This is a genomic window from Paenibacillus endophyticus (assembly GCF_014192395.1).
GTDB lineage: Bacteria > Bacillota > Bacilli > Paenibacillales > Paenibacillaceae > Pristimantibacillus > Pristimantibacillus endophyticus.
Map to the genome: position 1 here is coordinate 225569 of NZ_JACHXW010000001.1, position 12480 is coordinate 238048.

Sequence of the window (12480 nt, forward strand, 5' to 3'; positions counted from 1 at the left end):
GGAGGAGACTAACACCGATGAATGGATTTTATCCGGTGTTCCTGCAGCTTAAAGGCCGCCGCTGCTTGATAATCGGCGGCGGCAGGATTGCTGAGCGCAAGCTTCTAGGCTTATTAAATGCTGGAGCGGATGATGTTTGGATCATTAGTCCTGATGTAACGCCGCGAATTGCTGCTCTAGCAGCCGAAGGAACTATTCATTGCTGTTTGCGTGCCTATGAAGCAGGAGATCTCGAAGGAACCAGGCTGCTATTTGCGGCAACGAATGATAAACGTCTAAATACGGAAGCTGCCGCTGCAGCCGAACGTATGGGGATATGGGCAAATACGGCGGATGAGGCGGGCAAAGGCTCGTTTATATCTCCGTCTACACTGCGAAGAGGGGACTTGCTGTTTGCGGTTACGGCCTCAGGGGCAAGTCCCGCTTTGTCTCAGCATATTAAACAGGAGCTAGAGGCGTATTATGGAGCAGAGTACGAAGAAATAAGCACCGCGCTGAGGCGCTTGCGGGAACGAGTAGTCGGCGAGGTCGAGGATGAACAGAAAAGACAGAATATACTGAAGCTTGCGGCTGAAGATGCTGCCAGGTACAAAAGATACGATAGGAACATCGATGAATGGCTGATTAGCCTTCTTCATCGTACAGACAGGAGGCATACATAATGGAAGCAGGCAAGCAGGGAAAACGTGTCATCGTTGTAGGGACAAGGCAAAGCGCGCTGGCATTGACGCAAACCGGACAGGTCATTGACGAGCTGGCGCGGATCAGCGAGGAGCACGGCTTTGATTATACGTTTGAAGTGAAGAAGATCGTAACCAAGGGTGACCGGATTCTAGATGTAACGCTATCGAAGGTTGGCGGTAAAGGCTTATTCGTGAAAGAAATTGAACAAGCACTCGTTGACGGGGATATTGATTTGGCTGTACACAGCATGAAGGATATGCCGTATGAGCTGCCGGAAGGCTTGATGAACGGCGCGATTCCCAAGCGAGTAGATCCTAGAGACTGCTTGGTAACGCGTGAGGGTGGAGGTCTGGATGCATTGCCGCTGGGCGCTCGCGTAGGGACGAGCAGCTTGCGCCGCTCATGCCAGCTCAAGCATGCGAGACCTGATTTGCAATTGGAGTCCATTCGCGGCAATATCGACTCCCGCATTCGCAAGCTGGAGACGGAAGGTTTCGACGCGGTCGTTCTTGCTTCCGCTGGGCTGACACGCATGGGCTGGCAGGACCGTATTTCGGCGAATATACCGGTAGATGTATGCCTACCGGCAGTAGGGCAAGGTGCGCTTGGCATTGAATGCCGCGAGACGGATGCACAGATTCGTGAGCTGCTATCATTGCTCAATGATAACGAAACGGAACTGACAGTCAGGGCGGAACGCAGCTTTCTGGGCTCATTGAACGGCGGCTGCCAAGTTCCGATTGGCGCATATTGCATGAGGGGTGAAGAGCTGGAGGGCCAATCCGGGACCTATAATTTGATCATGACCGGTATGGTTGGCTCGCCTGATGGCGCTGTTTTGCTTAAAGAAGTAATGCAAGGATCTGACCCTGAGCAGCTCGGCAAGGACGTCGCTGCCGCACTCATTGCACGCGGTGCAGATCGTATATTAGCTGATATCGGGGGATGACGGAATTGGATAAGGGGAAGGTTTACTTGGTTGGTGCGGGACCGGGAGATCCCAAGCTGATCACAGTGCGCGGACTGCAATGCTTGAAGGAATGCGACGTGGTCGTTTACGACCGCTTGGCAAGCCCAAGATTGCTGCGCTACGTTAAGCCGGGCTCTGAGCGGATATACGTTGGTAAGCTGCCTGACCGCCACACCATGAAGCAAGAGGAAATCAATCAGCTGCTTGTGGACTTGGCGCTGGAGGGCAAGGTCGTAACGCGCCTTAAGGGCGGCGACCCAACCATATTCGGACGTGTCGGAGAAGAAGCAGAGCTGCTTTACGATAACGGAATCGAATTTGAAATCATCCCGGGCATCACCTCTGCGATTGCCGTGCCTGCTTATGCGGGCATTCCGGTTACCCATCGGGATTTCGCATCCTCCCTCTCCATCATTACGGGGCATGAAAGTCCGGACAAGCTTGATCGCTCCATTCATTGGGATAAAGTAACGAATGCAACCGGTACGCTTATTTTTCTGATGGGCGTAGCCAAGATTGGCTATATTGCCGATCAGCTTATAAAGCACGGCAAGCCCCCTGAAACGCCGGTAGCGCTCGTTCGCTGGGGGACGAGAGTGGAGCAGCGAACGGTGGTTGGCACGCTTGAGACGATCGAGGGGATCGTCAAAGCGGCCAACTTCCAGCCACCTGCCGTAATCGTAGTCGGCGAAGTTGTTTTGCAGCGGGAGAAGCTAAAGTGGTACGAGAACAAACCGTTGTTTGGCTTGCGAGTACTCGTCACGAGGGCAAGGTCGCAGGCAAGCGAACTTGCGGATCAGATTGAAACGCTGGGCGGCGAGCCTTGTGAGTTTCCCGTTATTGAGACAATCGAGCCTTCGTCTCCGGAAGCGGTTGAGGTGTTGCGCGATAAGCTGGAGCTTGCAGAGCAATATGATTGGTTGATGTTTACAAGCGTGAACGGCGTTAACTATTTTTTAAGCTGGCTTCGTAAATTCAGAATTGACATACGCAGGTTTTTTGGCGCCAAAATCGCAGCGGTAGGTCCGAAGACGGCAGCAGCGCTCGCTGAGCATGGGCTTATTGCAGAGGTGCTTCCAATGAAGTTTTACGCGGAAGGCCTGCTTGAACAGCTGAAGCCGCAGCTTAAGGCAGGCGAACGAGTACTGCTGCCGCGAGGCGATCTCGCTCGCGAAGTGCTGCCGCTGGAGCTGAAGGCAATGGGCCTTGTTCCGACAGAAATTGATGTTTACGAGACGGTTCTTGCTGAGCAGCAGGACGAGCTTGCGCTTGAGTGGATTCTGGAGAAGGAGATTCATATGATTACGTTCACGAGCTCATCGACCGTTACGAATCTGCTGGAGCTTCTGAAACGCAAAGGCGTTGCTGATCCGGTGGCGCTGCTTGCGGGCATTCCAATTGCAAGCATGGGACCGATCACGACCAAAACCGCGCTGGAAGCTGGTTTAGTCGTTACAATTGAGCCCGAAGCGGCCACGCTGGACGGCTTGCTTCAAGCAATCGTCCATTATCAGCAAAGCCAGCTAGCCGAAAAGGCAAGGGAGGAAATATAAATGTTACGTTTTCCAACAGTTAGAAACCGCAGATTGCGCAAATCGCAAGCGCTTAGAAATCTCGTTAGAGAAACGGCATTGAGCGTTCATGATTTCATATATCCGATTTTTGTAACGCACGGCACGAACATTAAGGAAGAGATTCCGTCCATGCCCGGTGTTTATCATCTTTCCATGGATCTATTGGAGGATGAAATTCGCGATGTCGTTGCCACTGGCATACAATCGGTATTGCTGTTTGGCTTGCCGGAGCATAAGGATGCTCTAGGCAGCTCGGCTTATGCTTCAGACGGGATTGTTCAACAAGCGATCCGTGCGGTAAAAGAATGGGCGCCGGAACTTGTTGTCGTTGCGGATACATGCTTGTGCCAATTTACCGATCATGGCCATTGCGGTATCGTCCATGTGCATGAAGAGTCTGGCATAGCGGAAGTCGATAATGATTCCTCCTTGGATCTGCTTGTACAGACAGCAGTATCCCAAGCGGATGCAGGCGCCGATATTATTGCGCCATCGAATATGATGGACGGCTTTGTGCTGGCGATTCGCCTTGGTCTTGATGACGCCGGCTTCAGCGATGTGCCAATTATGTCGTATTCCGTGAAGTTTTCGTCTGCGTATTATGGTCCGTTCCGTGATGCTGCCCATTCTGCTCCTCAATTCGGAGACCGAAAAACGTATCAAATGGATCCGGCAAATGGGCGCGAGGCGCTGCGTGAAGCGGAGACCGATATCGCGGAAGGCGCCGACATGCTCATGGTTAAGCCGGCTTTGGCTTATTTGGACATCGTGAGGCAGCTTAAGGATAAATATCACTTGCCTGTTGTCGCGTATAACGTAAGCGCGGAATATTCAATGGTCAAAGCGGCTGCAGCCAATGGCTGGATCGACGAGAAATCGATCGTGCTTGAGACGCTGCTTGGGATGAAGCGAGCAGGTGCGGATCTAATCATTACGTATCATGCAAAGGATGCGGCACGCTGGTTGAAGGGAGAGGTATAAGCAAATGAGTGAAAAGTCGAACCTAAGAAATGACTCGCGCTCGGTAGAGGCTTTCGCAAGAGCGAAGAAAGTCATTCCCGGAGGAGTGAACAGTCCCGTGCGGGCGTTCAAGTCGGTAGGCTTAAATCCTGTCTATATGGAACGCGGACAAGGAAGCCGCATTTATGATATCGACGGCAATAGCTATATTGATTATGTAGCATCATGGGGACCGCTCATTATGGGACATGCTCACCCTGAGGTCATTGAAGCGATTAAACGGACGGCGGAGAAGGGGACAAGCTTCGGCGCACCTACCGAGCTGGAGACGATTATGGCTGAGCTCGTTTGCGAACGGGTTCCTTCCGTTGATATCGTCCGGATGGTTAACTCCGGCACGGAAGCAACGATGAGTGCAATTAGACTTGCTCGGGGCTACACGAAGCGCAGCAAAATATTGAAATTCGAAGGTTCCTACCACGGTCATTCGGACAGCTTGCTAATCAAAGCCGGGTCAGGAGTTGCGACTCTTGGGCTGCCTGACAGTCCGGGAGTTCCGGAGCATGTCGCGTCCCACACGATTACCGTTCCATACAACGATATCGAATCGGTAAAGCTGGCTTTTGAAAAATTCGGTGAAGAGATTGCCTGCATTATCGTAGAACCCGTTGCCGGAAATATGGGCGTTGTCCCTCCGTTGCCAGGTTTTCTGCAGGGACTGCGCGACGTTACGAACCAATACGGCACCGTGCTTATTTTTGATGAGGTTATGACCGGTTTCCGCGTGGGCTACAGCTGTGCGCAGGGGCTTTATGATATTAAGCCTGATTTGACTTGCTTCGGTAAGGTCATCGGCGGTGGCTTGCCTGTTGGCGCATACGGCGGCAAACGTGAGCTAATGGAACTGATTGCGCCTAGTGGACCCATCTATCAAGCTGGTACGCTGTCTGGCAACCCGCTTGCGATGGCTGCAGGCCATGCGACGCTAAGCTTGCTGACACCGCAGGTTTATGAGCTGCTGGAGCGTCAAGCCGTCAGACTTCAGCTCGGCTTTGAATCGAATGCTCGCAAGCATGGCATTCCAAGCACAATCAATCGTGTGGGCTCCATGGTATGTCCGTTCTTCACCGAGACGACGGTTATCAACTTCGAGTCTGCCAAAACATCGGATCTGGAAAGATTCAAGGCTTATTTTGCTTCGATGCTAGATCTGGGCGTTAGCGTGGCTCCATCCCAATTCGAAGGCATGTTTGTATCCGCCGTTCATACCGATGAGGATATCGACGCTACGATCGAGGCGCATTATGTCGCATTAGGTCGTTTATAGGTTTATGAAGGTTTATGAATAGGAGGAACGGGAATGATTGGTGGTCATATTAAGAGAAACGGCAAGTGGCTGGAGCTGGATGATGCGGCTCTTCAAGCCATAGCCGCTGCTCCAGCCATTGATTCCCCTTCGGAGAAGAGTCCGGCGGCAACGCCGGAGCTGTCACAGCCACGGGCTGGCAGTCATCCGCACATCGTGCGGCAGTGGCTGCTGGCCCATTCCTTTTTTCCGCAGAAGTGGGTTAATCGGTTGTTTTCAGTAGGCGGGATTCGCTGGGAAGGCGATGTGCTTCAACTGCTCGCGTTCCCGCCGGTAGATCCGCGCAGTGACGCCGTCTATCGAAATATCCGTGTGGATTCGGCCGAGCTCCTGCCTATGGTGCTTTACGAGGATGAGTTCTGTCTCGTCTTTGACAAGCCTGCAGGAATGGCTGTTCATGGTTCGTCCCCAGGACAAGCCGGCACATTGGATGATGCAGCGGCCAGGCATCTTCTGGCGCAAGGCGATCCGTTAAATGTTCGCCATATCCACAGACTTGATGATGATACATCCGGTCCTGTTCTATATGCCAAAAACGATTTGGCACAGTGGAAGCTTGACGAAGCCATGCGGGCAAAGCAGATTGACAGGCATTATATAGCGGTTGTGCACGGGCAGATGACCAAGGCCGAGGGAAAGATCGATGCACCGATTGGCAAAGACAGGCATCACCGTTCAAGAAGGCGTGTATCGGATCAAGGAGATGCGGCGATTAGCCATTATGAGGTGATTGCCTCGAATGCCGATATGTCGATGATCCGCGTGAAGCTGGAAACGGGACGCACGCATCAAATACGTGTCCATCTTAGCTACATCGGCCATCCGCTGGTCGGTGACAGCTTGTATGGTGGCGATTCCCGTTTGCTGGGCCATCAAGCGCTTCATGGGGAAAAGCTGGTATTCGCCCACCCATGGACGGACAAGGCCGTGGAAATCGCTTCCCCATGGCCGCAGTGGCTGGCTCAGCTGTCGGGCAAGATGCCGGCACGATCAAAATGATAGTCATGCTCCAGCTTCTCCTACCATATAGATAAGTAGTGAATGTAAAGTTAGACCAAGCATTCAGTAGGAGAGGGGAGGACTTTAGCGTGTCGGATCAAACGAACGGATTACGCTTTGACGTGTATGAGCGCGTCCATTTGCCCGATGATGTTGCGGCAATTGACGAGCTGGAGGAAATCGAGCTTGTTCCCCGCATTCAGGTTATCGACCAGGGGGATCATGCTGTGCTTAGAGGGCAGCTTCTTCTGAGCGGAGTTTATCGGAGTCAAACTGATTCCGAGAATTCACTCACGCTTGAGCACTGGATACCGGTTGAAATTACGCTGCCAATGAACCGGATATCGCGGCTGGATGACATTTCAATCGAGATCGATAATTTCGACGTGGATCTATTGTCAGCGAGAACGCTGAACATTACAGGCGTATTATCGCTGCGGGGCATCTCTGCTCAGCCTGTGTTGGAACAGGAGGAAATCTGGCGCGAGGAACCGTTCACCGTTGTGCATCAACGTGAAATGTACGAGGAGCGCATTCCGGAAGCGTATGATGGACAGAATGCGGCGCTTGAAACGCCGTACATACCAGCAGAAGATCCATATGGCAGGCAAGAAGAAATTGCCTATCAACAGCAGGAAGAATGGGCGGACGAATCGGAGGCGATTGTTACAATTTCTTCCGTTGCTTCGGATACTGGCTGGAGTACCTCGCAGCTTTTTGCGGATGTGACGCAACAACAGGCAGAAGAAGATGTCGGACCGGCAGAGGATGAACGGGAAATAACGTTAGCCTCGCAGCAGTTCGCGAGCGAAGGCTGGCTTACTGCTTCATCCACGTATGCGAATACAAACGCAGGCTTTGCGAAGCCGGTTGAAGAATCTGCCGAGGCATCAGAGCAAGAACGCATCGCATTCACAGCGGAAGAAGCAGAGGCATCGGAGCAAGAACGCATTGCATTCGCAGCGGAAGAAGCAGAGGCAGAAGAAGCGGAAGAACCGGAAGCTTCATCCGAGTCGATTGGAGCAGTATTGCCTGTGCAGCGAGTCGAGCCCGAAGCTGAAAAGCAAGAGCTGCGAATCGCTTTCAATGGCAAGCAGCCTCAAGACGGGGCTGGCGCGCCGCCAGATGTCGGAATACTGACCTTGCTGCAAACAAGCAGGCGTGAGCAAGCGGCCCGTGAAGCAGCTGAGCAGGTGGTTGCACAGCAGCGAGCGGATGAGGAAGCAAGGGTGCAAGCATCAGGAGATGAGATTGAATGGAAAAACCTGTTCCTCGGGAAACGATCAGAGGATACAGAATTCCGCAAAATCAGGATGTGCATCGTGCAGCGTGACGAGACGCTTGATGTCATTGCCTCTCGCTACAGCTTAAACCCGAGAGAAATCGTCATTTACAACCGATTAGAAGATTCAGGAGTGTCGGAAGGACAGCTATTGTATATTCCTTAATGCGATGCTTGACGGGAATGCCCTTGTTGCTCATAAAAATGAGCGATAAGGGCATTTCTTGCGTTAGTTTGGTTGACTCAGCTGTGTAAGAAAGGTATGATTAAGGCTATATATGCGTTATAACGACATTGAAGGGGAATAGTAGACAGCAAAGCCTTCAGAGAGTGGAACCGTTACGCTGAGAGGTTCCGCAGGAAGTGACTGCTACGAGTCGCCCCGGAGTTGCCTGAGCCAAGTAGGAGCAACCTGTGCTCTACCGAATTCAGGCCGGCTACAGCCGTTATCTGTTTGAGTGCCATGCGGACTTCGTTCGCGTGGAACAAAGGTGGTACCACGGAAGCTAAACCTTTCGTCCTTTATGTTGAGGGCGGCAGGTTTTTTTTGTTTTTGTAGATCGATTTATGGAGGATGGAACGAATGTCAGAAAATCAAACGACAACTGCAATGCCAACAACCTATGATCCGAAGGCAGCTGAGCAGAAATGGTACGATTACTGGATGCAGGGGAAATTTTTTGAGGCGGGCAAGCGCCCGGATGCGGAGACGTATACGATTGTAATACCGCCTCCAAACGTAACGGGTATGCTTCATATCGGTCATGCGCTTGATTTCACGCTGCAGGATATCTTGATTAGAACGAAGCGTATGCAAGGCTACGATGCGCTTTGGCTGCCAGGCACGGATCACGCAGGCATCGCCACGCAGACAAGAGTAGAGCAGAAGCTGCGCGAGCAAGGCGTGTCTCGTTATGATCTTGGTCGAGAGGCGTTCTTGGAGAAGGTATGGGAGTGGAAGGATGAGTATGCGAACACGATTCGCGACCAATGGGCGAAGATGGGGCTCTCCCTCGATTATTCGAGAGAACGTTTCACGCTGGATGAAGGCTTGTCCAAGGCTGTACGTGAAGTTTTCGTAAAGCTGTACGAGAAAGGGCTCATTTATCGCGGCAAAAAAATTATCAACTGGGACCCGGCCGCACGCACGGCGCTTTCCGATATTGAGGTTGAGCATAAGGAAGTAAACGGTCATCTTTACCATTTGAAGTACCCGCTCAAAGACGGCTCGGGCTTCATCACGGTGGCAACGACGCGTCCGGAGACGATGCTTGGCGATACTGCAGTGGCCGTTCATCCCGAGGATGACCGCTATAAGCACATGATTGGTCAATTGATCGTGCTTCCGGTTATCGGACGCGAGATTCCGATTATTGCCGATGAATACGTGGATAAGGAATTCGGCTCCGGTGCCGTGAAAATTACGCCGGCACATGATCCGAACGACTTCGAGATGGGAGAGCGTCACAGCCTTCCTCAGATTATCGTAATGGATGAGACTGGCACGATGAACGCCGAAGCTGGCCCTTACCAAGGACTTGACCGCGCTGATTGCCGCAAGCAGCTCGTTAAGGATTTGCAGGAGCAAGGCGTATGCGTCCACATCGAGGATCATGTGCATCAGGTTGGACACAGCGAGCGCAGCGGCGCTGTTGTCGAGCCGTATCTGTCCACGCAATGGTTCGTTGCGATGAAACCGCTCGCTGAAGCAGCGATTGCTGCCCAGAAGGCTGGAAAAGGCGTGAACTTCGTTCCGGAACGGTTCGAGAAAATTTATTTGCACTGGATCGAGAACGTACGCGATTGGTGTATATCGAGGCAGCTATGGTGGGGTCATCGCATCCCGGCATGGTATGACGAGTCGACTGGCGAAATGCATGTGTCCCGCGAGGATATGGCAGGCGAGCATCTCAGCCAAGACAACGACGTGCTCGATACATGGTTCAGTTCAGCGCTTTGGCCGTTTTCCACACTCGGCTGGCCGGATCAAACCGAGGACCTGAAACGCTTTTATCCAACGGATGTACTCGTAACGGGCTATGATATTATCTACTTCTGGGTTGCGCGCATGATCTTTACGGCGCTCGAATTTACAGAGCAGTCGCCGTTTAAGGACGTATTGATCCACGGTCTCGTTCGCGATTCCGATGGCCAGAAGATGTCGAAGTCGAAAGGCAACGGCGTTGACCCGCTTGAGGTAATTGAAAAGTACGGCGCAGATGCAATGCGGTACATGATCTCTACAAGCAGCACGCCGGGACAGGATCTGCGCTTCCGCTGGGAGAAGGTAGAGCAGGCTCGTAATTTCGCGAACAAAATATGGAACGCATCGCGCTTTGCCTTAATGAACCTGGAGGGCGTGGAAGCGGCCGACATCGACATCAAAGTGAGTCTTGGCACAGCGGACCGCTGGATTCTGCATCGCTTGAATGAGACCGTACGCGATGTAACCCGCTTAATTGAAAGCTATGAGTTCGGCGAAACCGGACGTATCCTATATAACTTTATTTGGGATGATCTATGCGATTGGTATATCGAATTCGCTAAACTCAGCCTTTACGGCACGGATGAAGCTGCCAAAAAAGCGACGCAATCGGTGCTTGCTTACGTGCTGGATCGCACGCAGCGCCTTATTCACCCGTTCATGCCTTATATCAGCGAGGAAATTTGGCAGCATCTGCCGCATACAGGCGATACGATCACATTGGCCGAATGGCCGGTGTACGACACGGCCCTTGAAGCGCCGGATGCCGTTAAAGAAATGGAACTGCTCATGGAGATGATCCGTGCAGTCCGCAACATCCGCGCGGAAGTAAACGTGCCGATGAGCAAAAAAATCGAGATGCTGATCAAGCCGTCCAGCGAGGCTGAAGCCGCTATTATGACCCGCAACGAAGAATTCATTAAGCGCTTCTGCGGTACGTCAAGCCTTGAAACGGGCTTGCATATTAGTGCGCCGGACAAAGCGATGACTGCGATCCTGACAGGCGCAGAGCTTTACCTGCCGCTCGCAGGACTGATCGACATCGAGCAGGAAATTGCGCGGCTTGAGAAGGAGCATCAGCATTTGAATGCTGAGGTTGAGCGCATTGAGAAGAAGCTTGGCAACGAAGGTTTTGTCGCGAAGGCGCCAGCCAAGGTCATTGACGAAGAGCGTGCCAAAATGAACGATTATGCAGACAAACGCGACAAGGTGCTGGCTAGAATTGCGGAGCTGCGCGGTTAACGCTGCAAAACGGAAGAAGGAACGATTGGAATGACGAATCAACCATTTGAGCAGCGGCTCTCAGAGCCGCTGCAATCCTATAAGGAAGCCGTAGATTGGATAAATGGCCTAATTCCATTCGGCATACGTCCGGGCTTGGAACGGATCGAAAAGCTGATGGAGCTGCTGGATAATCCACATCGCAGGCTGAAATTCATCCATATCGCAGGCACGAACGGCAAAGGCTCGACATGTGCTTTTTTGACCAGCGTGCTGCTGCGGGCAGGTTATGACGTTGGAACGTTCACGTCGCCTTACATTACCAAATTTACGAATCGGTTCCAGTACAACGGCGTCGATATCGACGAAGAAACGCTGCTTAGGCTTGCAAATGAGCTGAAGCCGATCGTTGAAGAGCTTGCAGAGACGGAGCTTGGCTCGCCAACGATGTTCGAGGTGTCCACTGCGCTCGCTATTCTATTTTACGCGAGAGTTACGTATCCCGATTACGTCGTCTGGGAGACTGGTCTTGGCGGACGCCTGGATGTGACGAATATCGTTCAGCCTGTCGTAACGGTCATTACGAATATCGGACACGATCACATGGACCGTCTAGGAAATACAATTGAAGCTGTGGCGAGCGAGAAGGCTGGCATTATTAAAGCCGGCATACCGGTCATAAGCGCGGTCGAGCAGCCTGAGGCGATTGAGGTGATCAAACGCACGGCAACCGAGAAAAAAAGCACGCTTTATTTGCTGGGCGAGCAGTTTCACGTTGAGACGCTGTCGGCGCGCGAGAACGAACAAACCTTCCGCTTCAATAATCTTTTCCGCAGCATCGAGCCTTTGACGATAACGTTAAACGGCGCGCATCAACGCACAAATGCGGCAGTAGCTGTAATGACACTTGAGGTGCTGCGCCAATATAACGCTCTGGTGGTAGAGGACGAGGTGCTTGGTGAAGGGCTCAAAGCGGCAGCGTGGCCGGGCCGACTGGAAATGCTGTCAGAGCAGCCGCGCCTCTTGATTGACGGCGCGCACAATCCAGAAGGCGCGCAAGCGCTCGTTGAGGCGCTTAAAAACACTTATCAATATGATCGTTTACATCTTATGATGGGTATGCTGGAGAATAAGAATCATCAGGATGTACTTAAGCATATACTACCAATAGTGGATACGCTTATCTTGACCGAGCCTGATTTTCGGATGAAAAAGGATGCGGCTGCTTTGGCTGATCTAGTGCAGGAAATGCGCCAGCAACTGCCAGAAGAGCATGCATTCGAGCTTGTAGTGGAACAGAACTGGCAAGCAGCATTACAAAAACTACAACAGTTAACCGGGGAAACAGACCTTGGGGTCGTAACAGGCACGCTCTATTTAATCGCCGACGTTCGCTCCCGCATTTTGTACAACTCGGATTCTGAAAAAGGTTGGTGAACC

At 52.2% G+C, this 12480-nt stretch carries 9 protein-coding genes and 1 other annotated feature; all 9 genes read left to right on the forward strand.

Translation table 11 applies throughout. The features are described 5' to 3' along the window. The first annotated feature begins 17 nt into the window (after positions 1–17). The 9 genes from FHS16_RS00975 (at position 18) to FHS16_RS01015 (ending at position 12477) form a co-directional block, all read left to right on the forward strand. Positions 18–662 carry a precorrin-2 dehydrogenase/sirohydrochlorin ferrochelatase family protein gene (locus FHS16_RS00975; RefSeq protein WP_183557618.1) on the forward strand — a complete coding sequence of 215 codons (645 nt, stop codon included), beginning with the start codon at positions 18–20 and terminating at the stop codon, positions 660–662. After that, positions 662–1633 (forward strand): hydroxymethylbilane synthase, encoded by a 972-nt coding sequence (gene hemC / locus FHS16_RS00980; protein ID WP_183557621.1) that lies wholly within the window; start codon positions 662–664, stop codon positions 1631–1633. The genes FHS16_RS00975 and hemC overlap by 1 nt, the downstream gene beginning before the upstream one ends. Before the next feature lie 5 nt (positions 1634–1638). Further along, positions 1639–3207, forward strand: coding sequence for a uroporphyrinogen-III C-methyltransferase (gene cobA / locus FHS16_RS00985; RefSeq protein ID WP_246431518.1), 1569 nt, complete (start codon positions 1639–1641; stop codon positions 3205–3207). After that, positions 3208–4209, forward strand: coding sequence for a porphobilinogen synthase (hemB, locus tag FHS16_RS00990; protein WP_183557627.1), 1002 nt, complete (start codon positions 3208–3210; stop codon positions 4207–4209). Between the two features lie 4 nt (positions 4210–4213). After that, positions 4214–5515, forward strand: a complete 1302-nt coding sequence (gene hemL, locus FHS16_RS00995; protein WP_183557629.1) for a glutamate-1-semialdehyde 2,1-aminomutase — start codon at positions 4214–4216, stop codon at positions 5513–5515. Positions 5516–5548: 33 nt separating this feature from the next. Beyond that, positions 5549–6553, forward strand: a complete 1005-nt coding sequence (locus tag FHS16_RS01000; protein WP_183557632.1) for an RluA family pseudouridine synthase — start codon at positions 5549–5551, stop codon at positions 6551–6553. Between the two features lie 89 nt (positions 6554–6642). Further along, positions 6643–8001, forward strand: coding sequence for a LysM peptidoglycan-binding domain-containing protein (locus tag FHS16_RS32360; protein ID WP_183557635.1), 1359 nt, complete (start codon positions 6643–6645; stop codon positions 7999–8001). A 119-nt stretch (positions 8002–8120) separates the two neighbouring features. Further along, positions 8121–8361: a binding site (T-box leader), on the forward strand. A gap of 57 nt (positions 8362–8418) precedes the next feature. Beyond that, positions 8419–11061 carry a valine--tRNA ligase gene (locus tag FHS16_RS01010; RefSeq protein ID WP_183557638.1) on the forward strand — a complete coding sequence of 881 codons (2643 nt, stop codon included), beginning with the start codon at positions 8419–8421 and terminating at the stop codon, positions 11059–11061. A 30-nt stretch (positions 11062–11091) separates the two neighbouring features. Continuing rightward, on the forward strand, positions 11092–12477 hold the full coding sequence (locus FHS16_RS01015) for a bifunctional folylpolyglutamate synthase/dihydrofolate synthase (protein WP_183557641.1): 1386 nt from the start codon (positions 11092–11094) through the stop codon (positions 12475–12477). The last annotated feature ends 3 nt before the right edge of the window (positions 12478–12480 follow it).

Excerpts from the sequence above, each read along its gene's own strand:
- FHS16_RS00975 (WP_183557618.1), top strand. The coding sequence starts at position 18 with ATGAATGGATTTTATCCGGTGTTCCTGCAGCTTAAAGGCCGCCGCTGC.
- hemC (WP_183557621.1), top strand. The coding sequence starts at position 662 with ATGGAAGCAGGCAAGCAGGGAAAACGTGTCATCGTTGTAGGGACAAGG.
- hemB (WP_183557627.1), top strand. The coding sequence starts at position 3,208 with ATGTTACGTTTTCCAACAGTTAGAAACCGCAGATTGCGCAAATCGCAA.
- hemL (WP_183557629.1), top strand. The coding sequence starts at position 4,214 with ATGAGTGAAAAGTCGAACCTAAGAAATGACTCGCGCTCGGTAGAGGCT.
- FHS16_RS01000 (WP_183557632.1), top strand. The coding sequence starts at position 5,549 with ATGATTGGTGGTCATATTAAGAGAAACGGCAAGTGGCTGGAGCTGGAT.
- FHS16_RS01010 (WP_183557638.1), top strand. The coding sequence starts at position 8,419 with ATGTCAGAAAATCAAACGACAACTGCAATGCCAACAACCTATGATCCG.
- FHS16_RS01015 (WP_183557641.1), top strand. The coding sequence starts at position 11,092 with ATGACGAATCAACCATTTGAGCAGCGGCTCTCAGAGCCGCTGCAATCC.